The 26,450-nt window shown below is 70.6% G+C and carries 26 protein-coding genes, 1 tRNA gene and 1 other RNA gene; 9 read left to right on the forward strand and 19 right to left on the reverse strand.

The annotated features are described in order from the left end of the window. Nucleotides 1–62: 62 nt before the first annotated feature. The 9 genes from LRX76_RS03665 to LRX76_RS03705 all read right to left on the reverse strand — a co-directional run bounded on the left by LRX76_RS03665 (nt 63) and on the right by LRX76_RS03705 (nt 8,312). Nucleotides 63–1,430: an aminodeoxychorismate synthase component I gene (locus LRX76_RS03665; RefSeq protein ID WP_231802194.1), complete on the reverse strand. Its 1,368-nt coding sequence runs from the start codon at nt 1,428–1,430 to the stop codon at nt 63–65. Between the two features lie 256 nt (nt 1,431–1,686). After that, nucleotides 1,687–2,922: a beta-ketoacyl-ACP synthase II gene (gene fabF / locus LRX76_RS03670; protein ID WP_231802196.1), complete on the reverse strand. Its 1,236-nt coding sequence runs from the start codon at nt 2,920–2,922 to the stop codon at nt 1,687–1,689. Nucleotides 2,923–3,051: 129 nt separating this feature from the next. Continuing rightward, complete coding sequence (gene acpP, locus LRX76_RS03675; protein WP_231802198.1) at nt 3,052–3,291, reverse strand: acyl carrier protein; 240 nt, start codon at nt 3,289–3,291, stop codon at nt 3,052–3,054. Nucleotides 3,292–3,611: 320 nt separating this feature from the next. Beyond that, nucleotides 3,612–4,355 (reverse strand): 3-oxoacyl-ACP reductase FabG, encoded by a 744-nt coding sequence (gene fabG / locus LRX76_RS03680; RefSeq protein ID WP_231802200.1) that lies wholly within the window; start codon nt 4,353–4,355, stop codon nt 3,612–3,614. A gap of 78 nt (nt 4,356–4,433) precedes the next feature. Further along, on the reverse strand, nt 4,434–5,378 hold the full coding sequence (gene fabD, locus LRX76_RS03685) for an ACP S-malonyltransferase (RefSeq protein WP_231802202.1): 945 nt from the start codon (nt 5,376–5,378) through the stop codon (nt 4,434–4,436). A gap of 224 nt (nt 5,379–5,602) precedes the next feature. Next, complete coding sequence (locus LRX76_RS03690) at nt 5,603–6,385, reverse strand: serine/threonine protein phosphatase (protein ID WP_231802204.1); 783 nt, start codon at nt 6,383–6,385, stop codon at nt 5,603–5,605. 60 nt (nt 6,386–6,445) lie between these two features. Then, nucleotides 6,446–7,423: a beta-ketoacyl-ACP synthase III gene (locus LRX76_RS03695; RefSeq protein ID WP_231802206.1), complete on the reverse strand. Its 978-nt coding sequence runs from the start codon at nt 7,421–7,423 to the stop codon at nt 6,446–6,448. A gap of 89 nt (nt 7,424–7,512) precedes the next feature. Next, nucleotides 7,513–7,707 (reverse strand): 50S ribosomal protein L32, encoded by a 195-nt coding sequence (gene rpmF / locus LRX76_RS03700; protein WP_231802208.1) that lies wholly within the window; start codon nt 7,705–7,707, stop codon nt 7,513–7,515. A gap of 95 nt (nt 7,708–7,802) precedes the next feature. Next, nucleotides 7,803–8,312: a YceD family protein gene (locus tag LRX76_RS03705; RefSeq protein ID WP_231802210.1), complete on the reverse strand. Its 510-nt coding sequence runs from the start codon at nt 8,310–8,312 to the stop codon at nt 7,803–7,805. A 264-nt stretch (nt 8,313–8,576) separates the two neighbouring features. Between LRX76_RS03705 and LRX76_RS03710 the strand changes: the two genes are divergently transcribed. Next, nucleotides 8,577–9,149 carry a Maf family nucleotide pyrophosphatase gene (locus LRX76_RS03710; RefSeq protein WP_231802212.1) on the forward strand — a complete coding sequence of 191 codons (573 nt, stop codon included), beginning with the start codon at nt 8,577–8,579 and terminating at the stop codon, nt 9,147–9,149. Between the two features lie 134 nt (nt 9,150–9,283). On the opposite strand, the gene LRX76_RS03715 is transcribed toward LRX76_RS03710, so the two are convergent. From LRX76_RS03715 to LRX76_RS03725, 3 genes are read right to left on the reverse strand one after another with little or no spacing between them, the layout of a single operon-like run. Next, a complete protein-coding gene (locus LRX76_RS03715; protein ID WP_231802214.1) occupies nt 9,284–11,158 on the reverse strand; it encodes a hypothetical protein in 1,875 nt (624 codons plus the stop codon). Further along, on the reverse strand, nt 11,155–12,144 hold the full coding sequence (locus LRX76_RS03720) for a glycosyltransferase family 2 protein (RefSeq protein ID WP_231802216.1): 990 nt from the start codon (nt 12,142–12,144) through the stop codon (nt 11,155–11,157). Before LRX76_RS03720 ends, LRX76_RS03715 begins: the two co-directional genes overlap by 4 nt. A gap of 35 nt (nt 12,145–12,179) precedes the next feature. Further along, on the reverse strand, nt 12,180–14,027 hold the full coding sequence (locus LRX76_RS03725) for a glycosyltransferase family 39 protein (RefSeq protein WP_231802218.1): 1,848 nt from the start codon (nt 14,025–14,027) through the stop codon (nt 12,180–12,182). 37 nt (nt 14,028–14,064) lie between these two features. On the opposite strand from LRX76_RS03725, the gene LRX76_RS03730 reads away from it, so the two are divergent. From LRX76_RS03730 to LRX76_RS03745, 4 genes are read left to right on the forward strand one after another with little or no spacing between them, the layout of a single operon-like run. Continuing rightward, nucleotides 14,065–15,018, forward strand: coding sequence for an AAA family ATPase (locus tag LRX76_RS03730; protein ID WP_231802220.1), 954 nt, complete (start codon nt 14,065–14,067; stop codon nt 15,016–15,018). Nucleotides 15,019–15,035: 17 nt separating this feature from the next. Continuing rightward, the gene (locus LRX76_RS03735; RefSeq protein ID WP_231802638.1) at nt 15,036–15,974 is read left to right on the forward strand and encodes a DUF58 domain-containing protein; all 939 of its coding nucleotides are present in this window, start codon (nt 15,036–15,038) and stop codon (nt 15,972–15,974) included. Next, nucleotides 15,971–17,929 (forward strand): DUF3488 and transglutaminase-like domain-containing protein, encoded by a 1,959-nt coding sequence (locus LRX76_RS03740; RefSeq protein ID WP_231802222.1) that lies wholly within the window; start codon nt 15,971–15,973, stop codon nt 17,927–17,929. Before LRX76_RS03735 ends, LRX76_RS03740 begins: the two co-directional genes overlap by 4 nt. Continuing rightward, nucleotides 17,926–18,453: a Slp family lipoprotein gene (locus LRX76_RS03745; RefSeq protein ID WP_231802224.1), complete on the forward strand. Its 528-nt coding sequence runs from the start codon at nt 17,926–17,928 to the stop codon at nt 18,451–18,453. The genes LRX76_RS03740 and LRX76_RS03745 overlap by 4 nt, the downstream gene beginning before the upstream one ends. Nucleotides 18,454–18,900: 447 nt before the next feature. Here LRX76_RS03745 and LRX76_RS03750 read toward each other — a convergent pair whose 3' ends face one another. The 4 genes from LRX76_RS03750 to dnaX all read right to left on the reverse strand — a co-directional run bounded on the left by LRX76_RS03750 (nt 18,901) and on the right by dnaX (nt 22,296). After that, the gene (locus LRX76_RS03750) at nt 18,901–19,254 is read right to left on the reverse strand and encodes a histidine triad nucleotide-binding protein (RefSeq protein ID WP_231802226.1); all 354 of its coding nucleotides are present in this window, start codon (nt 19,252–19,254) and stop codon (nt 18,901–18,903) included. Between the two features lie 112 nt (nt 19,255–19,366). Further along, on the reverse strand, nt 19,367–19,960 hold the full coding sequence (recR, locus tag LRX76_RS03755; RefSeq protein WP_231802228.1) for a recombination mediator RecR: 594 nt from the start codon (nt 19,958–19,960) through the stop codon (nt 19,367–19,369). A 100-nt stretch (nt 19,961–20,060) separates the two neighbouring features. After that, nucleotides 20,061–20,381 (reverse strand): YbaB/EbfC family nucleoid-associated protein, encoded by a 321-nt coding sequence (locus LRX76_RS03760; protein ID WP_231802230.1) that lies wholly within the window; start codon nt 20,379–20,381, stop codon nt 20,061–20,063. Nucleotides 20,382–20,388: 7 nt separating this feature from the next. Then, nucleotides 20,389–22,296: a DNA polymerase III subunit gamma/tau gene (dnaX, locus tag LRX76_RS03765; RefSeq protein WP_231802232.1), complete on the reverse strand. Its 1,908-nt coding sequence runs from the start codon at nt 22,294–22,296 to the stop codon at nt 20,389–20,391. A 138-nt stretch (nt 22,297–22,434) separates the two neighbouring features. Here dnaX and LRX76_RS03770 point away from each other — a divergent pair. Together LRX76_RS03770 and ffs are read left to right on the forward strand one after the other, a co-directional pair. After that, nucleotides 22,435–22,527 (forward strand) — tRNA-Ser (locus LRX76_RS03770). A gap of 97 nt (nt 22,528–22,624) precedes the next feature. Further along, nucleotides 22,625–22,721: signal recognition particle sRNA small type (ffs, locus tag LRX76_RS03775), an RNA gene on the forward strand. Between the two features lie 97 nt (nt 22,722–22,818). Here ffs and LRX76_RS03780 read toward each other — a convergent pair. Genes LRX76_RS03780 through LRX76_RS03790 form a run of 3 tightly spaced genes read right to left on the reverse strand, consistent with a single transcriptional unit; the run spans nt 22,819 to nt 24,751 of the window. After that, nucleotides 22,819–23,211 (reverse strand): nuclear transport factor 2 family protein, encoded by a 393-nt coding sequence (locus tag LRX76_RS03780; RefSeq protein WP_231802234.1) that lies wholly within the window; start codon nt 23,209–23,211, stop codon nt 22,819–22,821. A gap of 34 nt (nt 23,212–23,245) precedes the next feature. Beyond that, entirely contained in the window at nt 23,246–24,001 is a 756-nt protein-coding gene (locus LRX76_RS03785) for an MBL fold metallo-hydrolase (protein WP_231802236.1), read from the reverse strand. Further along, a complete protein-coding gene (locus tag LRX76_RS03790; protein WP_231802238.1) occupies nt 24,002–24,751 on the reverse strand; it encodes a 3-deoxy-D-manno-octulosonic acid kinase in 750 nt (249 codons plus the stop codon). A gap of 21 nt (nt 24,752–24,772) precedes the next feature. On the opposite strand from LRX76_RS03790, the gene LRX76_RS03795 reads away from it, so the two are divergent. Together LRX76_RS03795 and LRX76_RS03800 are read left to right on the forward strand one after the other, a co-directional pair. Then, nucleotides 24,773–25,828 carry a glycosyltransferase family 9 protein gene (locus LRX76_RS03795; protein ID WP_231802240.1) on the forward strand — a complete coding sequence of 352 codons (1,056 nt, stop codon included), beginning with the start codon at nt 24,773–24,775 and terminating at the stop codon, nt 25,826–25,828. A 9-nt stretch (nt 25,829–25,837) separates the two neighbouring features. Beyond that, on the forward strand, nt 25,838–26,425 hold the full coding sequence (locus LRX76_RS03800) for a nucleotidyltransferase family protein (RefSeq protein WP_231802242.1): 588 nt from the start codon (nt 25,838–25,840) through the stop codon (nt 26,423–26,425). Nucleotides 26,426–26,450: the final 25 nt, after the last annotated feature.

Consider the following 26,450-nt stretch of genomic DNA (forward strand, 5'->3'; position numbering starts at 1 on the left):
AACTCGGCACCGATCGGTCCCGGGGAAAAGGCCCCGCGACTGAAGTCGCTCCTGCATCGTCCCTACAGGGACTTCGACGCCGCAAAGGCGCGCAGCAGCCCGCGCGCCTTGGCGCGGGTCTCATCCAGCTCGAGCTGCGGATCGGAATCGGCGACGACGCCGGCGCCGGTGCGGAAGCGCGCGCCGGTTCCCGCGACTTCCGCGCTGCGGATCAGGATGTTGAGGTCCAGGTCGCCATCGCGGCCGAGCCAGCCGAAGGCGCCGGTGTAGGCGCCGCGCGGGGCGCGCTCCAGCTCGGCGATGATCTGCATGCAGCGCACCTTGGGGCAGCCGGTGATGGTGCCGCCGGGGAACACCGCCGCGATAACCTCGCCCGGCGTGACGGCCCGGCGCAGCCGCCCGCGCACGTTGCTGACGATGTGGTGGACGTGGGCATAGCTCTCCACCGCCATCAGTTCATCCACCTGTACGCTGCCCGGGGCGCAGATGCGCCCCAGGTCGTTGCGCTCCAGGTCGATCAGCATCACGTGCTCGGCGCGCTCCTTGGGATGGCCGACCAGCTCGCGGATGCGCGCGGCATCGTCGTCGCCGGGAAAGCGCGCGCGGGTGCCGGCGATCGGGCGGGTCTGCACGACATCGCCGCGCACCGACACCAGCCGCTCGGGCGAGGAACTGACCACGGCACGCCCCTGCGCGACGAACAGGCCGGCGAACGGCGCGGGATTGGCGGTCCGCAGCCGCGCGTGCAGCGCCACCGGCGACAGCGGGCGGGCGAAGCGCGCCTGCCAGGCGCGCGAGATGTTGGCCTGGAACACGTCGCCGGCACGCAGGTACTCCAGCACCCGCTCCACCCCTGCGGTGAATCGCGCCGGATCGTCCTCCTCGATGGCGACCGGCGCCTCCCAGCCAGGCAACGGCGGCAGCGCCATCGCCGTCCCGGCATCGGCGGCGATGCGTTCGAGCAACGGTTCCTGCCCCGGCTCGGCCACGGCGAAGCATGTGCCGTCGCGGCGGTCGCGCAGCAGCGCCGCGGGGCAGCGCAGCGCCAGCGCGACCGGCACGCCATCGGCGCGCATCGGCAGCGCCAGCACCGGTTCCACCTGCGCGGCCAGTTCATAGTCCAGCAACAGCGCCCAGCCGCCGCGGAACGGCAACGACGCGGGCGGCGCGGCCACGTCGATGCGCTCCGTCCGCCATGCGGCGTCCAGCGCAGCGAGGAAGCCGCCGGCGACCGCCGCGCCGCGCAGGTCGCGCACCCGGCCATCGGCCTCCAGGCGCAATCCGCTGCCGTCGGCCATCAGCAGCAGGTCCCAGCGGCCATGCTCGGTGCCGGAGGCGGTGGATTCGTACAGCGCCGGGTAGCGCTGCGGCGCGAGCCGGTGCAGCGCCAGCAGGTCGGTATCGGCGCGCAGGGGTCGAATGAGGGTCATCGGCCTGGAGTGATGGGGGATGCGCGGTGGCGCGGTTGTCCCTTCCGGCTTCCGGAAAGCCCGCTTCCTGGAAAGCCCGAATCTTCGTCCTCTCTCCTTCTCCCGCTTGCGGGGGAAGGTGCCCGAAGGGCGGATGGGGGCTGTTCGGAGCATCGGGAAGCAACAGCAAAAGCCCCCTCATCCGGCGCTGCGCGCCACCTTCTCCCGCGAGCGGGAGAAGGGGAGGCTCCTGCGAGGACGAGCCCGGCGGGCGGCTTCAGATGCGCCGGAACACCAGCGTGCCGTTGGTGCCGCCGAAGCCGAAGCCGTTGGACATGGCCACGTCGATCTTCTTCTCTCGCGCCACGTTGGGCACGTAGTCCAGGTCGCAGCCTTCGCCGGGCTCGTCCAGGTTGATCGTCGGCGGGATGATGCCGTCGTGGATCGCCATCACCGAGAAGATCGCCTCCACGCCGCCGGCCGCGCCCAGCAGGTGGCCGGTCATCGACTTGGTCGAGCTGACCATCGCCTTGTAGGCGTGGTCGCCCAGCGCGCGCTTCATCGCCATGGTCTCGGCCAGGTCGCCAAGCGGCGTCGAGGTGCCGTGGGCATTGAGGTAGTCCACCTGCTCGGCATTGATGCCGGCGTCGCGGATCGCATTGAGCATGCTGCGCGCGGCGCCGTCGCCATCCTCGCTCGGCGCGGTCATGTGGTAGGCGTCGGAACTGGCGCCGAAGCCGATCAGCTCGGCGTAGATGCGCGCGCCGCGGGCCTTGGCATGCTCGTATTCCTCCAGCACCAGCACGCCGGCGCCGTCGCCGAGCACGAAGCCGTCGCGGTCCTTGTCCCACGGACGCGAGGCCCGGGTCGGATCGTCGTTGCGGGTGGACATGGCCTTCATCGAGCAGAAGCCGCCCACCGAGGTCGGCGAGGAACCGCGCTCGGCGCCGCCGGCCAGCATCGCATCGGCGTCGCCGTGCTGGATCATGCGCATCGCCGTGCCGATGGAGTGGTTGGCGGTGGCGCAGGCGGATACCGCCGAGAACGTCGGCCCCTTCAGCCCCTTGATGATGCTGACCTGCCCGGGAAGCATGTTGATGATGGTGCTGGGGACGTAGAACGGGGAGATCTTGCGCGCCCCGCCCTCGTGGAACTTGACGGTCTGCTCCTCGATGCCGAGCAGGCCGCCGATGCCCGAACCCAGGATCGCGCCCACGCGCTCGGCGTTGGCCTCGGTGATCTCCAGGCCCGAGTCGTCCAGCGCCATGAACGAGGCGCCGACGCCGTAGTGGATGAACGGGTCCATCCGCTTGGCGTCCTTGGCGGACACGAACTTCGTCGGATCGAAGTCGCGGATCTCGCCGGCAATACGGGTAGTGAACTGCGACGCATCGATCTGGGTGATCGGGCCGATGCCCGAACGTCCGTTGACGATGCCTTCCCAACTGCTGGCCAGGTCATTGCCCAGCGGCGACACCATGCCCATGCCGGTAACGACGACACGACGACTCATTGCGGATTCTCCTGACCCGTTCACTGGAGGGTCGACCCTGTAAAAGCACAGGGCCGCATGCGCGGCCCCATGGATGTGTCACGCGGCGGCTGCGGACGCGCTCGCCCTGCCGCCGCGAGGCAGCACGCGTCAGCTCTTGACGTGCGCGGTGACGTAGTCGATGGCCTGCTGGACCGAGGTGATCTTCTCGGCCTCTTCGTCCGGGATCTCGCACTCGAACTCTTCCTCGAGCGCCATCACCAGCTCGACGGTGTCCAGCGAGTCGGCGCCGAGGTCATCGACGAACGATGCGCTGTTGGTGACTTCCTCTTCCTTGACGCCAAGCTGTTCGACGACGATTTTCTTGACGCGTTCTTCGATGGTGCTCATTGGGTTCTCGCTCCAGATGGAGTAGTGGTGGTTCGAAAAAAGGACCCCCGCACGTGGATGTGCGGTGCTCCTGTGAGGGGACTCACAAAAACGCCATCGGGCTGCGATGGCCGCGTTGGATAGTGTAGTGGAAAGCGGCAGGACCTTGCATGCAGCCAAAGTCCACTGCGATCAACCACTTGGAAGGCGCTCCATGCGCCACCGCACGCCAGGAGGCTGCCGGCCTGGCGGATCGAGGCGGAAATCCGGCTGCGCAGGGGCGGAAATCCCGCACCGCACAGACGCATCGCGGCCCCGGCCCGGCCAGGTCCGCCAGCTGCCTACGGCATGTACATGCCGCCGTTGACGTGCAGGGTTTCGCCAGTGATGTAGCTGGCCGAGGGACTGGCCAGGAATGCCACCGCACGGGCGATGTCGGCCGGCTCTCCGAGCCTGCCCAGGGCGATCTGGCCAAGCAGCGTCTGCCGCGATTCCTCCGGCAGCGACTTGGTCATGTCGGTATCGATGAAACCGGGGGCGACCACGTTCACGGTCACCCCGCGCGAGCCGATCTCCTTGGCCAGCGACTTGGAGAAGGCGATGATGCCGGCCTTGGCCGCGGCGTAGTTGGCCTGCCCGGCGTTGCCGGTCACGCCGATGACCGAGGCGATGTTGACGATGCGGCCGCGGCGCGCCTTCATCATCCCGCGCATCACCGCCTTGGAGGTGCGGAACACGCTGGACAGGTTGGTGTCGATGATCGCCTGCCAGTCCTCCTCCTTCATCCGCATCAGCAGGTTGTCGCGGGTGATGCCGGCGTTGTTGACCAGGATCGAGACCGGGCCGAAATCCTTGGCGACGGCCTCGACCAGCGCATCGATGGCGGCCGCGTCGGTGACGTCGAGCCTGCGCCCGGCACCGCCCGAGGCGGCCAGGCGCTCGCCGATCGCCTGCGCGCCGGCATCGGAGGTGGCGGTGCCGACGACGATGGCGCCTTGCGCGGCCAGTTCGTCGGCGATGGCGGCGCCGATGCCGCGGCTGGCACCGGTGACCAGGGCGATCTCGCCCTTCAGGGGTTGCGACATTTCATGTTCCTCTTCGGCAGCGGCGCCCGGCGCCGCGGTTGCGGCCGCGGACACGATGTCCACGGCAACGGGAATGGCTCAGGCGCGCCACGCCTCCAGCGCGCCCTGGAAATCGGCCGGCGTGGCCAGCGCGCGCGCATCCAGCGACTTGTCGATGCGCTTGGCCAGGCCGGTCAGCACCTTGCCCGGGCCGCATTCTGCGACCCGCACGGCGCCGCGTGCGGCCAGCGCCTGCACGCATTCGGTCCAGCGTACCGGCAGGTACAGCTGCTCGACCAGCGCGGCGCGGATCGCCTCCACGCCGTCGTGCACGCGTGCATCGACGTTCTGCACGACCGGCAGCGAGGGCTCCTGCCAGCGCAGCGCGCCCATCGCCTCACCCAGCCGGTTGGCGGCCTCGCGCATCAGCGGGGTATGCGACGGCACGCTCACCGCCAGCTTGACCGCCTTGCGCACACCGCGCTCGGCCAGCAGCGCCAGCGCGCGGTCCACCGCGGCGGCATCGCCGCCGATCACGATCTGCCCGGGCGAGTTGTAGTTGGCCGGCACCAGCACCTGGCTCTGCGCCGCCTGCTCGCAGACTTCCTGCACCAGCGCATCGTCGGCGCCGAGCACGGCGGCCATCGCGCCGATCCCGGCCGGCGCCGCCTCCTGCATGAACTGGCCACGCAGCCGCACCAGGCGCGCGCCCTCGTGCAGCGAAAGCGCACCGGCGGCGACCAGCGCGGTGTACTCGCCCAGGCTGTGCCCGGCCAGCACCGCAGGCTGCGCACCACCCTGGAACTGCCACAGCCGCCACAGTGCGATCCCCGCCGCCAACAGCGCCGGCTGGGTGTACTCGGTGCGGTTGAGCATCTCCTCCGGCCCGCCCTGCGACAGCGCCCACAGGTCGGCGTCGGCGCCGTCGGACGCCTCGACGAAGGCTTCGCGCACCAGCGGGTGCAGTTCGGCCAGTTCGGCGAGCATGCCCAGCGACTGCGAGCCCTGGCCCGGGAAGACGAAAGCGAGTTTGGAATCGGTCACGCGCTGCTGCACCTGCGGGAAAGCGAGGCCGGGGATGATACGGGCGAAACCGTCCGTGCGTCTGTACTGTCGCGTATGCACGGAGGCTGGGATTCGGGATTCGGGATTCGGGATTCGGGATTCGCAGATCGTGCGGCGGCCAGGCCTCCTGCACGAGTGCCCATGCGGCGCGACCTCGTTCCGGCCCCACCAATCCCGAATCCCGAATCCCGAATCCCAGCCTCTCAGACAAACGGATCGAGGATGTCCAGATGGCCGTCCATGAACCAGTCCACGCAGATCACCGCCACCAGCAGCACGCCCAGCGAGACGGCGGCATGGATGACCAGGATCGAATGCGCCAGCGCCCTCGCCGAACGTCCCATGCGCAGGCCGACGCGGGCCAGCCCCTGCAGGCGCCCGGTCACCGCCTGGGCATGCGCGCGCACCGGCGCCCGTTCCTCGCCCAGCGCCGCGGACATGAGCCGCTGCAGCACGTCGGGGCGGTCGTCGTAGTACTTGGCCACGCCATAGCCGAACATCAGCCAGTCGCGCGCCTGCGCCTGCTCCAGGTCCATCACCTCGAGCGGGTCCTCCTCGAAATCGATGAAGCCGATCGCATGCCCGTCGTAGGTCATGTTGCGCGGCCACGGCTGGCCGAAATAGGCGCCGTTGCGATGCGCCCTGGCGATCGCGGCCATCGCCAGCGACACCAGCGCATCGCGGCCGGCGTCGTCGGCCTCGCCCAGGCAGGCGGCCAGCGAGCGACCATTGTCGCTGAGGACGAGCGCGGCCCGCCCCTGCCCGATCACCTGCGGCACGTTGACGTCCTGGGAGTGCAGCTCGGCCAGCCGCCGCGCCTCGACATCGCGCGCGGCATCGCCGCCGCGATGCGGCGGGGGGCGCAGCGCGTCGAGATGGAAACGCCGGGAAACGAAAGCGAGCACGCCCAGCGTCAGCGCACGGCTGCTGTCGCCGTACTGCTTCAGCCAGGCGCGCTGCCCGTCGATGACTATGGGTTCGGCCATGGAACCAACTCCGGAAAGGCGGCCGGCGTGCGGCCGGCGCGGCATGCGGAACTCGGCGGATCAATAGCGCAGCAGCACCGAGCCCCAAGTGAAGCCGCCGCCGAAGGCCTCCAGCAGCAGCAGCTGGCCGCGCTCGACGCGGCCCGAGCGCACCGCCGCGTCCAGCGCCATCGGCACCGAGGCCGAGGAGGTGTTGCCATGGCGGTCAACCGTCACCACCACCTGGTCCATCGACATCTCCAGCCGCTTGGCGGTGGCCTCGATGATGCGCAGGTTGGCCTGGTGCGGGATCAGCCAGTCCAGGTCCTGCTTGTCCAGCCCGTTGGCGGCCAGCGCCTCGTCGACCACGCCGTCCAGCGCCTTGACCGCGTACTTGAAGACGTCGTTGCCCTTCATCAGGATGTGGCCGCCGCCACCGGCGCCCTCGCCGAATCCGGCGGACACGCCCACCGGATTCCACAGCAGTTCCTTCTTGCTGCCATCGGCGTGCAGGTGGGTGCTGAGGATGCCGGTCTCATCGTCGGCCTTGAGCACCACCGCGCCGGCGCCGTCGCCGAACAGCACGCAGGTACTGCGGTCGGTCCAGTCGACGATGCGGGTCAGCGTCTCGGCACCGATCACCAGCACGGTACGCGCGGCGCCGGAGCGGATGAACTTGTCGGCGGTGCTCAGCGCGAAGACGAAGCCGGAGCATGCGGCATTGACGTCGAACGCGGGGCAGCCGAGCGCGCCCAGCCGCGCCTGGATCAGGCAGGCGGTGGACGGAAAGATGAAATCGGGGGTGGTGGTGCCGACCACGATCAGGTCGATGTCCTCCACCGCGATGCCGGCCGCCTCGATCGCCTTGATCGCGGCCCGGTAGCCCAGGTCGCTGGTGGTCTGGTCCTCGGCGGCGATGTGGCGCTCGCCGATGCCGGTGCGGCTACGGATCCATTCGTCGCTGGTGTCCACGATCTTGGCCAGATCGTCGTTGGTCAACACCTTTTCGGGCAAATAGCTGCCGGTGCCCGCGATCCTGGAATAGATCCGCTTGCTCATGCTGGTTCCTGTTGCGCGGGCCGTGCGCGCAGGCACCGCCCTGGAAGAACGTAGCGTCGCCCGCCGACGGTCGCGGCGGGCGGCACGGATCAGTCTTCTTCGACCGTCGAGGTCTTGGTCGCGATCACCTTCTTGCCGCGGTAGTAGCCGTCAGCGGTGACGTGGTGGCGGATATGAATCTCGCCGGTGGTCGGGTCGGTCGACAGCTGCTTGGCGCTCAGCGAGTCGTGCGCACGGCGCTGGCCGCGGCGGGAGGGGGTGACACGGGATTTCTGCACAGCCATGGGATTGCTCCAAAACTCGGTTCGTCTATTTTAGGTTTTCCGCGGCATCGGGCCAGGGCCCGGCGCCACGTCCTGCCATCCGGCAAAGCCGGCGGCTATTGCTTCTTCAGCGCCGCCAGCGCCGCGAACGGACTGGCCTTGCGTTGTTCTTCCTCGGTTGCCGGCCAGTCGCCCTCGACCGCCTCGCTCCCGGGCGCCACCGGCACCAGCGGTACCGCCAGCACCAGCTCGTCCTCGACCAGGTCGGCGGGCCTGAGCATGCCGTCCTCGGGCACCAGCAGCGCCTCGTAGTCCGGCGGCAGGGCCGCCTCCTCGTCCTCGCTGCGGACCAGGCCCACCCGCTGGACCAGTTGCACCGGCAGCAGGAAAGGCTGCAGGCTGCGCTGGCATTGCAGCGGCAGCGCGGTGTCGATGGTCAGTTCCGCGTAGGGTACCTGGAGCGCGTCGTCACGGCCGAACTCGATCGAGTAGCGGACTTCGCCGCCGTCATCGACCAGACTGCCCTGCAGGCGCTTCATCGCCGCCAACGGCAGCACGCCGTCGAAGCGCCGATGCGCAGCCACCATCCGCCAGGCATCCAACAGTTCGGGCACGTTCGCGGACATAAGCCGCTGAATGTTAAGGACTGCCCCGGCCGCTGTCAAACCGCCGTGTCGCGCCCGCGTTCCAGTGCCGATCGTGCACGCCGCCATCGGCTTGCAGCGCAAGGCGCCGGCCGCCAGGACTGGCCGTCGCGGCAAGGCCGGCAACGCGGCGATGCGGGCCGAGGGTGACTCCCGGGCGGGCACTTTAGCGTGGACGCGACACCCGGTTGCCGGCAATGGCCGCAGCCTGCAGACTGCGCCTCTTCCGCCGCCGGAGCGCCGGTCTTGCCCCCACTGATCCTGGCTTCCACCTCGCCCTACCGGCGCGAACTGCTGCAGCGGCTGCGGTTGACCTTCTCCTGCAGCAAGCCCCATGTCGACGAGTCCCCGCTGCCGGGCGAGGCGCCGCGGGCCCTGGCGGCCAGGCTGGCGACGGCCAAGGCGGCCGCGGTCGCGGTGCAGGCGGCGGACGCCTGGGTCATCGGCTCGGACCAGGTGGCGGAGCTCGATGGCCGCCCCCTGGGCAAGCCCGGCACGCGCGCGGCGGCGATCGCCCAGCTCGAAGCCATGTCCGGCCGCAGCGTGGTCTTCCACACCGCCGCCTGCCTGATGCGGCACGGCCGGGCGCTGGCAGCCGCGGACGTCACCACCGTGCGCCTGCGCCCGCTCGATCGGAATGAGATCGAACGCTACATCGACGCCGAATCGCCGCTGGACTGCGCGGGCAGCTTCAAGTGCGAAGGGCTGGGGATCGCCCTGTTCGAGGCGATCGAAAGCCGCGACCCGACCGCCCTGGTCGGCCTGCCGCTGATCGCGCTGTCGGGACTGCTGCGCGAGGCGGGATTCATCCTGCCCTGAGCCCGACGATCGGGGCATGGCTGGCATTCGGCCAGGACACGCCCGTTCGCAAGATCCGTAACCCGGGCAAGCACGCGCACCCGGGCTGACCGGCGCCCCAGGCTACGCGGTTGCCAGCCAGCGGAAAGCAGGAATCAACGCCGCCGCACCTGGCACCACTGGTAGGGGAAATTTCCCTGCCCGATCCGTGCACGGAGCGTCCGGCAGCCGGAGCGATCCAGTTCCAATCCGTAGGCGGACAATTGTGCATCCGCGGCAAGCGCCAGTTCCGCATCGGCGGCTGCCACATCGATCAGGCTGCCGGGCCGCGCCGCCAGCCGGCAGCGTCCCCCGATCTCCTCGACCTGCAACTTCAGGCCCCGGCGCTCGAGCCAGCGCAGCGTCGTGCAGCCTGGTTGCGTGGCCAGTCCCAGACGCGCTGCCCAGCGATTGATACGCACCAGGCGCTCCGCCTTTCTGTCGACGGCGGCCGGGATCATCGCGAACACCTCGGAACGCTGCGCCAGCATGGCATCCAGACGCATGCGATAGCCCACGCCTTCGGGAAAGTTGGACGCCACCGCCGCATACACGGCGTGTTGCGGCAAAAACGGCACGCGCCAGGCCTGCGGTTCATCGCCGACCAGAAGCACTGCCGAGTCGCCGGGCCGCGACAGAGCCGGCACTTCGACATCGAATGCCCGGGGCGCCCAGCGCGTATGCCCCCAGTCACTCCAACCGGCCAAGGAAACCAGCGCGCAGAAGGCCACTACCAACGCTGGCCAACGGCACGAAGCTGCGGATGTCTGCAACCTGCGCATACCCAGCCACAACAGCAGCGGCGCGAGCACCTCGAGTACGACAAGGTAGCGATGGATGCTGAAGATCGCCTGCCAGAACACGTAGCCGGCCACGAAGAACACGAGCACGGTCCGCAATGCCGGGGGCGCCGCCGGAACGACAGCGCGTGGCCGCACTGCACCAATGTGGCGCAGGCCCCAGCGTACGATCAGCACGGCAGCCAGGAGGTACAACGCCGTCCAGATGCATTGCAACAGTGCAACCTGGCCGACCCGGTAGGGATTTGCGGTGAACACCAGCGGCCAGGCCAGCCGCTCGCCCCAGTTGCGCGGCAACCAGTGGGCATCTGCCACGCCGACAAGCGATGCCATCGGCGACTGGAACCAGTGATTGAATTGCGGCAACAACGGGTTGCCGAAGGTGGTCCACATCGTCCACAGCCATGGCCCGGCGGCCACGGTGAATACCGCCAGCGCCACGACCGTCATCACCACCAGCCCTGCGACGCGCGTCCCGGCCTTGCCGCCATCGGCCAGTGCCGCCAGCCCGAGCGCGATCGCATACGCGGCATTGGTGAGCTTGAGAGCCACTGCCAGGCCGAGCGCCGCACCGGCCAACGCCCACCACAGAACGGAGAAACCGACCCGTTCGCGCTGCCGCCGCTGTGCCCACAGCACCAGCGCCACGGCAGCGAGCACGAACACCGCAGTGGTGTTGTCGGCCATGGTGCCGCCGAGCTCGGACAGAAAGGCGGCGCTGCACAGACCCGCGACCCCGAGCAAGGGCGCCAGACGTGGACGGTGCTGATCGGCCGGCAGCACCATCCAGGCGATGCCGGCGGCCAGCGGCAGCAACAGCCCATGGAATGCCCCCAGCGCCATCGCCGCGAGCATCGGCGGCCAGTGCATCAACAGCCCGTAATGCACCAGATCCAGCAACGGGTTGAAATAGCTCTGCATCTGCGCCGGCGCCAGATCGATGCCGACCCGGCCGTGGAGCAATGCATGGGCGTTGTAGAGATGGTAGTTGCGCAGATCCCAGTTGGCATCCTGGCCAAGCCATAGCGATGCCATCGCGCAGGCCAGCGTCGCCGCGATGACGGTGGCCGCCACGTTGCCGGCACTGCGGAAGGCGAAGCGGTGGTCCAGCCACAGGCCCAGGCGGACCAGGTGCCTGGCGCAGCGCGGAGACCGCGGTTGCACCCCGCTCCCGGTTGCGGCCTGGCTCATTGGGGCGATTCCCTCCCGCCGCCGCGCTCCCGCCACGGCGGAATGGCCAGATAGGCCAAGTGCTTGGATTCGATACGCCCGCGCGTGACCGTATCCAGGATCAGCCCGCAGGCCAGCAGCAACACCCCCAACAGCATTAGTGCGACGCAGAGGACGGCCGTGGGGAAGCGCGGCACCAGTCCGGTCTCCAGGTAGGTGAGAAACAGCGGGGCGGCCAGGACGAGCGAGGCAACCACGCAGGCGGCAAAGCCGAAGGAAAAGAACAACAGAGGCCGTTCCGCCTTGAACAGGCGGGCGATCATGCCAAGGATGCGGAACCCGTCCTGCCAGGTGCGCAACTTGCTCTGCGATCCCTCCGGACGGGCGCCGTAGCGGGTCTCGACCTCCGCCACCGGCATCCGCAGTTGCAGCGCATGCACTGCCAGTTCGGTTTCCGTCTCGAAGCCGGACGAGTGCGCCGGAAACGACTTCACATAGCGCCGCGAGAACACCCGGTAACCGGAAAGCATGTCGTCGAAGCTGCGCCCGAACAGGAAGCCTACGCAGCGCGTTAGCAGTGCGTTGCCGGTCCTGTGGCCGGCTCGATAGGCGGACTGGTGACCGCTGAGCCGAGCGCCGACCACCATGTCCAGGCCATCATCGAGCAGGCGCCGGACCAGGACCGGCGCGGCGGCGGCATCGTAGGTATCGTCGCCATCGACCAGCACGTAGATGTCGGCGTCGATATCGGCGAAGGCGCGCCTGACGACATTGCCCTTGCCCTGCAGCGCGACCTTGCGTACGCACGCGCCGGCGGCCTTGGCCACCCCGGCGGTACCGTCGCAGGAATTGTTGTCGAGCACCCAGATCCGTGCCGTCGGCAGTGCCGCGGCGAAGTCGCCCACCACCTTGGCGATGGCGGCCGCCTCGTCGTGGCAAGGGATGAGCACGGCGATATCGGGCCCGTATGGCGGCGCGGGCAGAGAAGTGGCCAGCGAGGGGGACATGGCGGCGCGGTGACTGCAGGGCGGCAGGTGAGGCCTCAAGGATGCCTGATTTCCAGCGGTTGTTCCCACCAGTCCTCGACGCTGCCGTCATGGCCATGCAGGCGCAGGCCCAGCCAGTGCCGGCCGGCCGGGAGGTCCTGGCTGCGCAACCTCGCGCGGAAGCCGACACGGGGGTGCTGCGGGTCGTTGGAGATCTTCCAGAACCCGGTGACGTCCTGCACGTGCCCGTAGTCGGCGCTCGCCAGCGGCCGGCCGTCCAGCAGCAGTTCCACCCTCGAAAGGCCCACGCCGTCCTTGAACGCCCAGCCTTGCACCTCGAAGGCGCCGTCGACGCCCGCACCGGGCAGCGGCGCGTCGATCCACGCCATCGCCGGCGTCACGCAGTCCCCGGATGCACGCTGCGCCGGCAGCCGCATCAGCAGGAAGCGCTGGTAGCCGTGGTCCAGCGACACCACGCGCGGCGGCGGCAACGGCCCCACCAGTGCGCACAGGTCGTGATAGCGCTGCAGCAGGAACTTGTAGGGATTGTCGCTGGGCGAGAGCACCAGCAGCCGCGGCCCGTCGCGATCGCCGTCGCTGAGCAGGCCCCACGTTCGCAGCTGCACGGTGCGCCCGTGCTTGTCGTTGAGCGGCGCCGGCAGCACCTCGATGTCCGCATCGTCGAGCACGAAGCCCAGCTCTGCACCGACCTTGAAGTTGTCGGCCAGCACGCGGGTGCCGTCCGGCATCGCCTGCAGTTCCTCGCGCACGGCGGCGCCGAGCGTATCCCAGCCGGCGAAGTTGCGCGGGTAGAACTTGTGGCCCGCCGCCTGCTCGCGCACCGAGGGCACGGAGACGGCGACGTAGTAGCCCAGCGCGCCCACCAGCCCGACGCCCGCCAGCCCCAGTGTCGCCAGCCGCAGCGGCCGCGCCCAGCGGTTGAGGACGACCGGCACCGCCACCAGCAGCGCCAGGTACCCCGGCAGCGGCCAGTGGAAGCTCACGCGTTCGACGTCGGTGAAGAAGCCCAGGCCGAACACCAGCACGGTGGAAATACCGCCGACCAGCCCGAAGTAGCGCCACTGCAGCCGCGTTCCGGCAGTCCCGCCGCTGCGCGCCGCCGCCAGCGCGACGCCGGCCATCGCGACGAACAGCAGCGGCGTCACCAGCAGTGCCTGCACCGCCAGGAACGACAGCCCGGTGATCTGGAACGTCCACGGATGGCGATCCAGCAGCTGGAACCGCAGCCCGGCCTCCTGATGGTGCGCGTTCCACGCCAGCAGCGGCAGCCAGGCGAGCATGCCGATCAGCAGCGCCACCCAGACCCGCGGATCGAGCAGCACCTGGCGGCCGCGCGGGATGCAGGCCAGCGCGACCAGGCCCACGCCGATCACCCCCAGGAAGCGGTAATGGCTGAAGGCGCCGATCGCCAGCCCCAGCGCGAGCTCGACGGTACTGGGCGCCTCGACCTCGCGCAGCAGGCGCGCGCCTGCTCCCAGGCACAGGATCGCCGCCAGCGCCATCGGCACGTCCGGCAGCGCCAGGATGCCCAGCGTCGCCGACAGCGGCATCAGCACGGTCAGGCTGCCCGCACGCCAGCCCGCGGCGGCACCGAACCACTGCGTGGCGATGCGCACGACCAGCCACGGCAGCAGCGCCGCCACCAGCAGGAACGGCATGCGCAGCGCCAACAGGTGGTTGCCGCCGATTTCCACGCCCAGCCGCGCCATCCATGCGGTCATGCCCGGGAGATCGGAATACGACAGCGCCAGGTGCCGGCCTTCCTGCCAGTAGAAGGCCTCGTCCACGAACAGCGGCAACCGCGCCGCGACGACCAGCTTGACGGCGGTAACCAACGTCCACAGGATCACGAAGTTGCGTTGCGCGCGCGCCTCGCCGTGCATTGCGTGGGGATCCCCTTCAGAAGGCCATGGAAACGTGATGTCCTTATCACTTCGCTCGACGAGCATGCTAACCGATGCCCTGCGCGATGCGTTGCGCCAGGCGCAGGACCAGGTCAACTCGCTGCTGCTGGGCAAGGCGCAAGAGGTCAGGCTGGCATTCGTCGCCGTGCTGTCGGGCGGGCACCTGCTGATCGAGGACCTGCCGGGCCTGGGCAAGACCACGCTGGCGCACGCCATGGCGTCCAGCCTGGGACTGGGCGTCCAGCGCGTGCAGTTCACCTCCGACCTGCTGCCGGCCGACGTGCTCGGGGTATCGGTCTACGACGCGCAATCGCGCCAGTTCCAGTTCCATCCCGGCCCGGTGTTCACCCACGTGCTGCTGGCCGACGAGATCAACCGCGCCCCGCCGCGCACGCAGAGCGCCCTGCTGGAGGCGATGGCCGAGCAGCAGGTCACCCTGGATGGCGCCACCCACGCCCTGCCCGACCCGTTCTTCGTGATCGCCACGCAGAACCCGGTGGACCTGTCCGGCACCTTCCCGCTGCCGGACTCGCAGCTGGACCGCTTCCTGCTGCGGCTGGCGCTGGGCTACCCCGATGCGCAGGCCGAGAAGGCGCTGCTGTCCGGCAGCGACCGCCGCGACCTGATCGCGCAGGCGCAGCCTCGGCTCTCCGCCGGCGAGGTGAAGACCCTGCGCGCGGCGGCGGCGCAGGTGCATGCCAGCGAGGCTCTGGTCGACTACGTGCAGGCGCTGCTGGCCCGCAGCCGCCAGCATGCCGGCGTGCGCGTGGGACTGTCGCCGCGTGCCGGCATCGCGCTGCTGCGCGCCGCCCGGGCCTATGCGCTGCTGCTGGGCCGCAACCACGTGCTGCCCGAGGACATCCAGGCGCTGTTCGTGGCGGTGGCCGGGCATCGCATCGTGCCGGTGGCCGAATCCTCCTCCGGCCCGACCCTGGCCAAGGCGATCCTGCACAGCGTGCCGGTGGATTGAGCACGGTGGGACCGCGCATCCGCCCGGCACGACGGCGGCTGCAGCGGCTGGCGCGCCCGCGCGCGGCCGAACCGCTGCCGGTGACGCTGGACCGCCGGCGCATCTACGTGCTGCCGACCCGCTTCGGCCTGTTCGTGGCGATGCTGCTGGGCGCGATGCTGCTGGGTGCGCTGAACTACAACAACAACCCGGCGCTGCTGCTGGCCCTGCTGCTGGGGGCAACAGCCGTGGCCAGCACCATCGGCGCGCACCTGCAGCTGTCGGGGCTGCGCATCGAGACGGTCGCGGCCGAGCCGGTCGCGGCCGGCACGCCCCTGCGGATGCGGCTGGCACTGGCCCGCCAGGACGGCCGTCCCCGGCGCGGCCTGCGCATCGACCACGGCGACGCCAAGGCGTTCTGCAGCCTCGACTCCGCCCACCAGGCCGATCCGCAGCTGCAGGTGCCCACCGTGCAACGCGGCTGGCTGGAGCTGGAGCGCATCCGCATCTCCACCACCCAGCCGCTGGGCCTGGTGCGCGCGTGGTCATGGGTCTGGCCGCAGCAGCCGTTGCTGGTGTACCCGCGCCCGGAGCACGATGGCCCGCCGCTGCCGGACGGCGCCGGCGACGCCCGCCACAGCCGCCTGCACGCACTGGGCGAGGACCTGCACCAGCTGCGTCCCTACCGCGCCGGCGATGCGCCGCGGGCGATCGCGTGGAAGCACTCGGCGCGGCGCGACAGTCTGCTGGTGCGCGAGTACGAGCGCCCGCTCGGCACCGAGGTCGTGCTGGACTGGCGCAGGCTGGCGCCACTGGGCGACGAGCAGCGCATCGCCCGCCTGGCGCGCTGGATCGACGAGGCCGAACGCCAGGGACTGCGCTCGCGCCTGCTGCTGCCCGGACAGCCGCCGCTCGGCCCCGGCCTGGGACCGCAGCACCGCCATGCCTGCCTGCGCGCACTGGCGCTGCTGCCATGAGCGCACCTGCGCCGATCACGCTGAGCGGCCGCAGCCGCGCCTGGACGCTGGGCGCCGCCGTGCTGCTGCTGATCCCGCTGCTGCTGCAGCTGCCGCCCGCGCTGGCGATCGCGTTCGCCACCACCGCCGTGCTGGTGGCGCTGGCCTCGTGGCGGCGGCCGCTGCCCGCGGCGCTGCGGCTGTTGCTGGTGCTGGCGATGTTCGCCGCGATCCACTGGCAGATGGGCATGCGCTTCGGCCGCGACACCGGCTGCGCGCTGCTGGCGGCGATGCTGGCGATCAAGTCGTCCGAACTGCGCGACCTGCGCGATGCCCGCAGCCTGCTCGGCTTCGCGCTGTTCGCGCCGTTCGCCGCGTTCCTGCTCGATCAGGGGCCGGCGACGATGGCGCTGGGCCTGCTGGCGGTGCTGGTGTCGCTGCTGGGCATGCAGCGGCTGGCCGCCGAGGAAGGCCGGGCCGCGACGCCGCCGCTGCGGCAACAGGTGGGCGGCATCGCCCGGCTGGTGGCCATCGGCCTGCCGCTGGCGCTGGCCGCGTTCTGGCTGTTCCCGCGGCTGGGATCGCCGCTGTGGGGCGTGCCCGAACGTGCGCTGGCGCGGCCGGGCCTGTCGGACACGATGACCCCGGGCGAGTGGATCGACCTGATGGCCGACGACACGCCGGTGCTGCGCGCGCAGTTCTTCGGCGCGGTGCCGGCGCCGCCGCAGCGCTACTGGCGCGGACCGGTGCTGTGGGATTTCGACGGCCGCAGCTGGACCCAGCCGCGCGAACTGCGCCGGCTGCCGCCGGCCCCGGCCGATCACGCCGGCGCCCGCTGGGACTACCAGATCGACTACGAGCCCACCGACCGCCGCCAGCTGGTGGCGCTGGACCTTCCGCTGCAGGCCCCGCCCGGAAGCCGGCTGTCGCTGGACTACGGCCTGCTCAGCGACCGCCCGCTCAACGGCCTGACCCGCTGGCGCATGCAGTCCGCGCCGCCGGGCGCCTTCCAGCCATCGTTGCCGCGCGTCCTGCGCCAGCGCGCGCTGGCGCTGCCGGCCGGCTACAACCCGCGCACGCTGGCCCTGGCGCAGCAGTGGCGCAGCGAGACCGGCAGCGACGACGCCGCCATCGTCGGACGCGTGCTGGAGTGGATCGGCAAGGAGTTCGCCTACACCCTGGACACGCCGCTGCCGGGGCGCGACGGCGTGGACGAGTTCCTGTTCAGCCACAAGGCCGGCTTCTGCGAGCACTTCAGCTCCGCATTCGTGGTGCTGATGCGCGGCGCCGGCATTCCCGCGCGCGTGGTCACCGGCTACGCCGGCGGCGTGCGCAACGCGCTGGGCGGCTACTGGCTGGTGCGGCGCATGGACGCCCACGCCTGGGCCGAGGTGTGGCTGCCCCGGCGCGGCTGGGTACGGGTGGACCCCACCGCCGCGGTCGCCCCGGAACGCATCTACGACACCCTGGAGGACCGCCTCGCCCAAGGCGCCGGCGCCGGTGCGGGCCGCCAGTGGCCGCCGCTGGCCGATGTCGGCGACTGGCTGCGGCGCGGCTGGAACGACCTGGTGCTGTCCTTCGACGCCGGCCGCCAGCAGCGCCTGCTCAGCCCGCTCGGCATCGACCGGCTGGACCCGCCGCGGCTGATCGCGCTGTTCTCGCTGTTCGCCCTGGCCGCGCTCGGCCTGATGGCGTGGCTGCTGGCGCGCGGCGAGCGCGAGCGCGACCCGCTGCTGCGCGCCTGGCGCCGGCTGGGCCGCCGCTACGCCCGCCTGGGGCTGGCACGCGAACCGCACGAGCCGGCGCTGGACTGGGCCGCGCGGGTGGAGCGCGCCCGGCCCGGCAGTGGCCTGCTTCCGCTCAGTGAACGTTTCGCCGCCGCCCGCTATGCTGGCGCCCGTACGGACAGCGCCTCCCTCGCCTCATTGCTAAACGACCTGCGCAAGCATCGCCCGATAAACGGAGCATCCCCATGAACATGCGTTTCCTGTTACCCGCTGTCGCCGCCCTTTCCCTTGCCGCCTGCGCCACCGCGCCCAAGCCCCTGCAGGGGCAGTTCAGCGGCGTGACGCCGCGCGATTCCGTCGCCGCACCGCAGGTCGGCACGCAGGTCCGCTGGGGCGGAAAGATCATCGCCACCAATCCCGGCCAGGGACAGACCTGCTTCCAGCTGCTGTCGCGCCCGCTGAACTCCAGCGGCCGCCCGGACAGCGGCTCGTCCGATGCCAGCGACGGCCGCTTCGTCGCCTGCCGCGCCGGCTTCTACGACCCGGCGGTGTTCGAGCCCGGCCGCGACGTGACCTTCATCGGCACGATCGCCGGCTACGAGGACACCAAGATCGGCGAGTTCGACTACAAGCTGCCGAAGATCCAGGCCGACGTGGTCTACCTGTGGCCGGTGGTGCGCGACGTGCAGGTCGTGCCGGCCTACCCGTACGGTCCCTGGGGTCCGTACGATCCGTGGTGGGGCCCGCGCTGGGGCTACCGCGGCTGGTGGTGATCGCCCAGGCAGAAGCCGAGGAAAACGCCGCTCATCGAGCGGCGTTTTTTTTATGGACCCTGTCAACTTCGGGCACGCCCGCTGCCGATGCCGGAACGATGGCAGCGGCCTGCGGCCCCCGGTAAGCGAAGCGCACCCGGGTCACCGGCCACCCGGAGGCGCTTCGCTTACCCGGCTACAAGCTGACCGGTATCACGGCGACAGGCACCGCCAGCGGAGAAGGACAGCCCCTTTTTTCACGGATCCGTCGCCATGTCATGGCTGCCCTTGGTCGCCGCCGCGGCGTGCCGAGCAGGCGGCGGCAGGCTCGGCCACGGCCCGCCGAAGCCCGCCCCATTCCCGCTGGCGGCAATCCGCCGTATCCCCCTTCCCACGCGAACAGGCGTAGATCGGCGCCCACGCGGCGGGCACCCGGGGCGGCTGGATTTGCCAGGGCGTGGCCGCGGCCTACGGCGTTCCGAAATGCCCGAGCTGCGCCCCGGCCAGCAGGTGCAGGTGGATGTGGAACACGGTCTGCCCGGCATGCTCGCGGCAGTTCATCACCACCCGGTAGCCGTCCTGGGCGAAGCCCTCGCCGCGCGCGTACTCGGCCGCGGCCAGCACCAGCTTGCCGATGATCCAGGCCTGGTCGGGCTTGAGGTCGTCCAGCGTCGGGATGTACAGGTTCTTCGGGATGAACAGCACGTGCACCGGCGCCTGCGGTGCGATGTCCTTGAAGCCGAGCACCTCGTCGTCCTCGTAGACGACGGTAGCCGGGATCTCGCGGCGGATGATCTTGCCGAAGAGGGTGTCGTTGGTCATGGCGGGATTCGGGATTCGGGATTCGGGATTCGGGATTCGGATAGAGCATAGCCTGCCGCAATCGCTCGCGTGCTTCAGCGAATCCCGAATCTCCAATCCCGGATCCCCGCCCTCAAGGCACTTCGCTGCGCGAGCCGAAGGCATGCGAGAGCGTGCCGCGGTCCACGTACTCCAGCTCGCCGCCCAGCGGCAGGCCCTGTGCCAGCCGGCTCGGGCGCACGCCGTGCTGGCGCGCCATCTGCGCCAGGTAGTGCGCGGTGGCCTCGCCCTCGACGGTCGAGTTGGTGGCGATGATCAGCTCGCGCACCTCGCCCTGGCCGAGTCGCTCGCCCAGCCGGTCCAGGCCGAGCTCGCGCGGGCCGACGCCGTCCAGCGGCGACAGACGCCCCTGCAGCACGAAGTACACGCCGCGATAGCCGGTGGCGTACTCGATCGCCAGCCGGTCGGCCGGCGACTCCACCACGCACAGCTGCTGCCGCTCGCGGCTGGCGCTGGCGCAGATCGGGCAGATCGCGCTCTCGCTGAAATCGCGGCACTGCTCGCAATGGCCGATGCGCTCGATCGCCTCGGCCAGCGTCCGCGCCAGGCGCTGGCCGCCCTCGCGCCCGCGTTCGAGCACGTGGTAGGCCATGCGCTGAGCGGTCTTCTGGCCCACGCCGGGCAGTACGCGGAAGGCGTCGACCAATTGTTCGAGCAATGAGGACATGGGGTGGTTGGGATTGGGGATTCGGGATTGGGGATTCGTAGAAGCGGCCTTGCTTCTGCCTTTGCGAATCCCCAATCCCGAATCCCCAATCCCCGCTCCGTCAGAACGGCAGCTTCATTCCCGGCGGCAGCGGCATGCCGGCCGTGGCGGCGCCCATGCGCGACTTGGACTCGGTCTCGATCTTGTTGCTGGCGTCGTTGAAGGCGGCCGCGACCAGGTCCTCGACCATCTCCTGGTCGGACAGCACGCTGGGATCGATGCGCACCTTGCGGCACTCCTTGGCGCCAGTCAGGGTCACGCTGACCATGCCACCGCCGGCGCTGCCGGTCACTTCCAGCTTGGCCAGTTCTTCCTGGGCGCGCTGCAGGTTCTCCTGCATCTTCTGCGCCTGTTGCATCAATTGGGCGATATTGCCACGCATGGTCTTTTCACTCGTCGTAAGGGCGGATGGAATCGGGGACGACCCGCGCGCCATGCTGCTGGATCAGCTGCTGCACCTGCGGATCGTTCATGAAGGTGTCCTCGGCGGCCTGCTGGCGCTCGCCGCGCTGGCTCTCGGCATGCGCGTGCAGGGTCTGCGCCTGGACCTCGGCGGCGCCGGCCTCGATCACCAGCTTCGGCGCCTGGCCGAGCTGGCGGCCCAGCGCCTGCGCCAGGTCGCCCTGCGAGCGCTCCGAGCGCAGGTACTCGAAGCCCGGCGGCAAGGCCAGCCGCAACACGCCGTGGTCGTGCGAGACGAAGGCCGCATTGGCCGCCAGTTGCCTGGACGGCCCGCTCAGCCCGCAGCGGGCCACCAGCGCGAACCACTGCTCGCTGCTGGCGATGCGACCGTCCGCGGTCGCCGGCGCGACTTCCGCCGGGACGGGAACGGACACCGGGGTATGGGTTTGCGACGGTGGCGCAGGCGGCGCCATCGCCAGTTCCGGCATCGCCACGATGTCGTCGACGACGACGTTCGGCGCGGCAGGCGGCGCCCTGTCGGCGGGTGCGGGCTCCCACGGCGGCCGGTCATCGGCGGCGACGGCATCGGGCTTCGGCGCGCGCTCGGCCGCCGGCATGGGAGACGGAACCGGTACTGGCGTCGGCGCTGGTGCTGGTTCTGGAACGGGTACCGGCGGCACTGGCGGCGCGGCGACGGCGGAAACCGCAACCGGCGGTCCCGCTGCCGGCGCGGCGTTCGCCGGGGCCGATTCGCTGCGTGCAGCCTGCGTGCGGCCGGCCGGCTCCGCCTGTCCGCCCTTGCCCGGCGGCACCGGCGCGGCCGGCCGGAACGCCAGCATGCGCAGCACCGCCATCTCGAAGCCGGCGCGCGGGCTCGGCGCCAGGTACAGGTCGCGACGCCCGTTGAGCGCCATCTGGTACCACAGCTGCACCACTTCCGGGCGCAGGCGGGTGGCGAAGGCATCGGTATCGATCGCGTCGCCGGCCACGGCGGCGGAAGGCACCAGCTGCCGCACCTGGATGCGATGCAGCGCCTCGGCCAGCGCCTCCAGCACGCCGCCCCAGTCCGGCGAGAACTCGGCCAGCGTCGCCACCACCTGCAACAGGCGGGCGCCATCGCCGTCGGCCAGGGCTTCCAGCATCGCCCCGACCTGGGTGCGGTCCACCGTGCCTAGCATCGCGCTCACCACGTCCTCGCGCAGCGCCCCGCCGGCATAGGCGATGGCCTGGTCGAGCAGCGACAGGCCGTCGCGCAGGCTGCCGTCGGCGGCCTTGGCCAGCTGGGCGATGGCGCTGGCATCGGCCTCGATGCCCTCGGCCGACAGGATCCGGGTCATCTGCCCGCGGATCTGCTCCTCGTCCAGCCGCTTGAGGTTGAACTGCAGGCAGCGCGACAGCACCGTCACCGGCAGCTTCTGCGGGTCGGTGGTGGCCAGCAGGAACTTCACGTGCTCCGGCGGCTCCTCCAGCGTCTTCAGCAGCGCATTGAACGCCGCCTTGGACAGCATGTGCACCTCGTCGATCAGGTAGACCTTGAACTTGCCGCGTGAGGGCATGTACTGCGCGTTCTCGATCACCTCGCGCACGTCGTCCACGCCGGTGTTGGAGGCCGCGTCGATCTCCAGCAGGTCGATGTAGCGCCCGGCATCGATGTCCAGGCAGGCCGCGCACTGGCCGCAGGGGTCGGCGCTGGTGCCGTGCTCGCAGTTGAGCGACTTGGCGAAGATGCGGGCGATGGTGGTCTTGCCGACGCCGCGGGTGCCGGTGAACAGGAAGGCATGGTGGACGCGGCCGCTGTCGAGCGCATTGCTCAGCGCGCGGACCACATGCTCCTGGCCCACCAGCTCGGCAAAACGCTTCGGACGCCACTTGCGGGCAAGGACGAGGTAGGACATCAGGCAACCGTCTTCATCTGAACCGTCATTGTGCCATGGCCGTCAACGCCCGCCGCGCCGCTGCGATTCAGCTTGTGGGGACGCGGCCGGGCGGCTAGAATCTGCGCCCCTGTCGTGCCCGTCCCGGCGGCAGGTCCCGGAGAGGTGTCCGAGTGGTTGAAGGAGCACGCCTGGAAAGTGTGTAAGCGTCTAAACCGCGCTTCGGGGGTTCGAATCCCCCTCTCTCCGCCAAACATGCGCATCCCTCGCAAGAGCCCGCCCATCCCTGTGCGGACTTCATATGGGAAGCAAGGCCGCGCTCCGGCGCGGCTTCGTCTCTATGGTGGCCCCGTCGGTCCCTCGCGACGCTAGATCGAAAATCCCGCCAGGGCCGGAAGGCAGCAACGGTATCGATCGACGCGGGCGCCGAGGTCAACCGGCGGGGCCACCGCCTTTTGTGCTTCATGCCTTCGCGCGCACAGCCGGCCGTTCATTGGAAGCACTCGTGGACGGCCGACCTCGCCACCCCCGGCCGCGCCTCGCCTACCCGGGCTTCGGGTCCTCTGCCTGTTCTGCCGCCGGCGTGCCCTGGTGGAAGAACAGGCGCCAGCCGCAGGCCGATTGCCGCCACAGCGAGCAGCGCCAGGCCGGACGTGCCACGCCGTCGTGCCGGCTGAGCGAACGGTAGGTGACCTGCGCGATCCCCGGCGCAAGCTGCCGGACCTGGAAGCCATCGGCCTCGATCCGTTCGCTTCCAGTCTCTGCCGGCAGTGCCCGCAGGATCGCCTCGCGCGCGAAAACCCGGCCGGACGCCCCGAATTCCAGGAAGTCCTCGTCCAGCAAGCGCTCCAGCCGCTGCCGGTCCGCACGCACACGCGGCCGCAGCAGCGAACGTTCCAGCTCGATCAGCACGGACGCCAGTGCTTCGTCGTTCATCCTCGCATCTTCCACCGCGAGCCACCGGGCCGGCTCACGCCGGCGAGGCCACCATCGCCGTCGGCGCCCGCAGGGCGATGCATTCGCCCGGCGAGGCGACCCGGTGGCCGCGCTCGCGCAGGCGCCGGGCGTCCGCCGCGCTGGCGTAGTGGTACAGCACCATGCGTTCGCGCAGTGCCGGCAGGTACTCGCGTTCGAGATCGTCCACGCCGGTATGCGAGGGGTTGCCGTGCAGGCCGCAGTCGTGCGCGATCAGTTCGCCGTCGTCGGCAAAACGGGCCAGCATCTCCGGGATCGGTCGGGTGTCGCCGCTCCAGGCCAGCGCCCCCTTCAGGCGCAGGCCGTAGGCGGTCTCGGGCCAATGGTGGCGCACCGGGAACACCTCCATGCGCACGCCGTCGTGCCAGAACGCATCGCCCACCGCGACCAGCCGGAACGCATCCCAGAAGTTGGCGCCGCCCTCGGCCAGCACGTTGGGGTAGTCGCCGATCCTGCGGTGCAGCAGCGGCACCAGCGGCGCCGGCACGTACAGCAGGGTCTGCCCGCGACGCTCGGAGAAGTAGCTGTCCACGAACAGGCGTTCGAAGCCGCCGACGTGGTCCAGGTGGACATGGGTGACGAACAGCGCGCGCGGCATGGCGCCGTAATGGGCCTGGTAGGCGGTCAGCCCCTCGCTGCCGCAGTCGATGGTCAGCCACGGCGCCCCGTCGCGCTCGATGGTCGCCATCGGCGTGCCCAGCGCGACCGCCGAGGCGTTGCCGACGCCCTGGAAGCGCAGCGACCACGGCATCTAGTAGCCCCGGTCCCAGGCCATCTGGTAGGCCCGGCGCAGCCGTGCGAAGTCCTTGTCGACCTCGTCGCGGCTGCGTTCGCCGCGCAGCTTGCGCAGCGAGCGATGCAGGCGCTTGAGGTTGCGCTCGCGCCAGCGCGTGGCCGGGATGCGCAGCACGCCGCGGTCGAAATCGATCAGCCAGCCCTTGTTGACGCCGTCGAACAGGATGTTGTGCGCATTGAGGTCGGCGTGGTCCAGGCCGGCGCGATGGAAGCGGGCGATCAGCTGCCCGGCCTCTTCCCAGGGCGCGCCGTGCCCGGCCAGTTGCGCGCATTCGCCCAGCGAGCGCACGCCTTCCAGGCGCTCCATCAGCAGCGCCGCCCGGTAGTGCATGCCCTGGCGCAGGTAGCACGCGGCCAGCGGCCGCGGCACCGGCAGCTTGAGCGCGCACAGCTGCCGCATCAGCCGGAACTCGGCGAAGCTGCGCGTGCGGTTGGCGCCCTGCCACAGGTAGCTGCCGCGGCTGATCCTGGCCGCCAGGCCGCCGCGCAGGTAGTGGCGCAGCACGTAGCGCCCGAACGGCGCATCGACGAACCAGGCGCCGCCGCGCCCGCCCTCGTCGACCGGCCTGGCGCGCGCGCCCCACTGGGTGGGCGAGAACAGGCCGGGGTCGGCTTGCGGCAGCCGTTGGCGGTCGAACAGAATGGCGCCATAGCCGCGGCCTTCGCGGTAGGGCGCCAGCGCTTCAGTGGCGTCGAATGCAACCATTCCTTCGAGTCTAGCAACACCATGCCCGCAACGCGCCCCTCCCTGTGCCTGCTGCGCCTTTCGGCACTGGGCGATGTGACCCACGTCGTGCCCCTGGTGCGGACCCTGCAGCGCGCCTGGCCGGAGACGGAGGCGCCGCTGCACTGGGTGATCGACAAAGCCGGCCACAAGCTGCTCGAAGGACTGGACGGGGTTCGCTTCCACGTCTACGACAAGAGCAGCGGCCTGGCCGGCATGCGCGCGCTGCGCCGCGAACTGGCCCCCTGCGGCCGCTTCGATGCGCTGCTGCAGATGCAGGTGGCGTTGCGCGCCAACCTGCTGTCGGCCTTCATCCAGGCGCGCCGCCGCATCGGCTACGACCGCAGCCGTTCCAAGGACCTGCACGGCCTGTTCGTCAACGAACGCATCCACGCCCCCGAACGCATCCACGTGCTCGACGCCATCGGCAGCTTCTGCCAGCCGCTGGGCCCGGTCCAGGACGAGGTGGCGTGGGACCTGCCGGTGCCGGAGCAGGCGCATGCCTGGGCGCGCGCGCAGTGGCCGGACGATGGCGTGCCCACCCTGCTGATCTCGCCCTGCTCCAGCCACGAGCGCCGCAACTGGTACCCCGACCGCTATGCCGCGGTGGCCGACCATGCCGCCGCGCAGGGCTGGCGCATCGTGCTGTGCGGCGGGCGCAGCGACCTGGAACGCCGCACCGCCGACGCCATCGCCGCCGCCATGCAGGCCCCGGTGCTGGACCTGGTCGGCAAGGACACGCTCAAGCAGCTGCCGGCGCTGCTGGCGCGCGCCGAGCTGGTGATGACGCCCGACTCCGGCCCGATGCACATCGCCAATGCCATGGGCAGCAAGGTGCTGGGCCTGCACGCGGCCAGCAACCCCGAGCGCAGCGGCCCCTACTCCGACCGCCGCTACTGCGTGGACCGCTACGACGCCGCCGCGCGCAGGTTCCTCGGCAAGCCGGCCGCGGAGCTGAAGTGGGGCACCAAGATCGAGTTCGACGACGTCATGTCGCTGGTCGCGGTGGACGACGCGATCGCCGCGTTCGAGCGCTATCGCAGCGACCACGGGCACTGAGCCGCCGCCATGCCCACGGCGCCGTCCTCTTGCTCGCTGCACCGGCGCCTGGTCGGGATCGCCCGCGGCAATGCCGCATTCATGCAGGCGCTTCGGCATGTGCGCGGGCTGGGCATCGCCGATGGCTGCATCGGCGCCGGCGCGGTCCGCAACCTGGTGTGGGATCACCTGCACGGCCTGGAGCGGCCACGGCCCGAGTCGGACGTGGACGTGGCCTGGTTCGACGCCTCCGACCTGTCGCGCGCCCATGACCAGGCCCTGCAGCGGCGCCTGGCCGCGGCGGCCCCGCACCTGCCCTGGGAGGTCACCAACCAGGCGGCGGTGCACCTGTGGTTCGAGCACCACTTCGGCCATGCCGTGGAGCCGCTGCGCTCGATCGAGGACGCGGTGGCCAGCTGGCCCGAATACGCCACCTGCGTGGCACTGTCGCTGCGCAACGACGATACGCTGCACGTCATCGCCCCGCACGGCCTGGACGACCTGTTCGGCATGGTCGTGCGGCGCAACCCGCGCCGGGTCAGCATCGCCACCTACCGCCGCCGGCTGGCCGAAAAGCGTTACCTTGACCGCTGGCCGCAGGTCACGGTGATCGAATGACCGCCGGTGCCGAGGGATCGGCACG

It is taken from the genome of Stenotrophomonas sp. MMGLT7, assembly GCF_021168555.1.
GTDB lineage: Bacteria > Pseudomonadota > Gammaproteobacteria > Xanthomonadales > Xanthomonadaceae > MMGLT7.

Excerpts from the sequence above, each read along its gene's own strand:
- LRX76_RS03725 (WP_231802218.1), bottom strand. The coding sequence starts at position 14,027 with ATGCACGGCGAGGCGCGCGCGCAACGCAACTTCGTGATCCTGTGGACG.
- LRX76_RS03665 (WP_231802194.1), bottom strand. The coding sequence starts at position 1,430 with ATGACCCTCATTCGACCCCTGCGCGCCGATACCGACCTGCTGGCGCTG.
- LRX76_RS03690 (WP_231802204.1), bottom strand. The coding sequence starts at position 6,385 with ATGGCCGAACCCATAGTCATCGACGGGCAGCGCGCCTGGCTGAAGCAG.
- acpP (WP_231802198.1), bottom strand. The coding sequence starts at position 3,291 with ATGAGCACCATCGAAGAACGCGTCAAGAAAATCGTCGTCGAACAGCTT.
- LRX76_RS03785 (WP_231802236.1), bottom strand. The coding sequence starts at position 24,001 with ATGCCGTGGTCGCTGCGCTTCCAGGGCGTCGGCAACGCCTCGGCGGTC.
- LRX76_RS03740 (WP_231802222.1), top strand. The coding sequence starts at position 15,971 with ATGAGCGCACCTGCGCCGATCACGCTGAGCGGCCGCAGCCGCGCCTGG.
- recR (WP_231802228.1), bottom strand. The coding sequence starts at position 19,960 with ATGTCCTCATTGCTCGAACAATTGGTCGACGCCTTCCGCGTACTGCCC.
- LRX76_RS03730 (WP_231802220.1), top strand. The coding sequence starts at position 14,065 with ATGTCCTTATCACTTCGCTCGACGAGCATGCTAACCGATGCCCTGCGC.
- LRX76_RS03715 (WP_231802214.1), bottom strand. The coding sequence starts at position 11,158 with ATGAGCCAGGCCGCAACCGGGAGCGGGGTGCAACCGCGGTCTCCGCGC.
- LRX76_RS03720 (WP_231802216.1), bottom strand. The coding sequence starts at position 12,144 with ATGTCCCCCTCGCTGGCCACTTCTCTGCCCGCGCCGCCATACGGGCCC.
- fabF (WP_231802196.1), bottom strand. The coding sequence starts at position 2,922 with ATGAGTCGTCGTGTCGTCGTTACCGGCATGGGCATGGTGTCGCCGCTG.
- rpmF (WP_231802208.1), bottom strand. The coding sequence starts at position 7,707 with ATGGCTGTGCAGAAATCCCGTGTCACCCCCTCCCGCCGCGGCCAGCGC.
- LRX76_RS03750 (WP_231802226.1), bottom strand. The coding sequence starts at position 19,254 with ATGACCAACGACACCCTCTTCGGCAAGATCATCCGCCGCGAGATCCCG.
- LRX76_RS03780 (WP_231802234.1), bottom strand. The coding sequence starts at position 23,211 with ATGAACGACGAAGCACTGGCGTCCGTGCTGATCGAGCTGGAACGTTCG.
- LRX76_RS03760 (WP_231802230.1), bottom strand. The coding sequence starts at position 20,381 with ATGCGTGGCAATATCGCCCAATTGATGCAACAGGCGCAGAAGATGCAG.
- LRX76_RS03695 (WP_231802206.1), bottom strand. The coding sequence starts at position 7,423 with ATGAGCAAGCGGATCTATTCCAGGATCGCGGGCACCGGCAGCTATTTG.
- LRX76_RS03800 (WP_231802242.1), top strand. The coding sequence starts at position 25,838 with ATGCCCACGGCGCCGTCCTCTTGCTCGCTGCACCGGCGCCTGGTCGGG.
- LRX76_RS03795 (WP_231802240.1), top strand. The coding sequence starts at position 24,773 with ATGCCCGCAACGCGCCCCTCCCTGTGCCTGCTGCGCCTTTCGGCACTG.
- LRX76_RS03790 (WP_231802238.1), bottom strand. The coding sequence starts at position 24,751 with ATGGTTGCATTCGACGCCACTGAAGCGCTGGCGCCCTACCGCGAAGGC.
- fabG (WP_231802200.1), bottom strand. The coding sequence starts at position 4,355 with ATGTCGCAACCCCTGAAGGGCGAGATCGCCCTGGTCACCGGTGCCAGC.
- LRX76_RS03705 (WP_231802210.1), bottom strand. The coding sequence starts at position 8,312 with ATGTCCGCGAACGTGCCCGAACTGTTGGATGCCTGGCGGATGGTGGCT.
- dnaX (WP_231802232.1), bottom strand. The coding sequence starts at position 22,296 with ATGTCCTACCTCGTCCTTGCCCGCAAGTGGCGTCCGAAGCGTTTTGCC.
- LRX76_RS03745 (WP_231802224.1), top strand. The coding sequence starts at position 17,926 with ATGAACATGCGTTTCCTGTTACCCGCTGTCGCCGCCCTTTCCCTTGCC.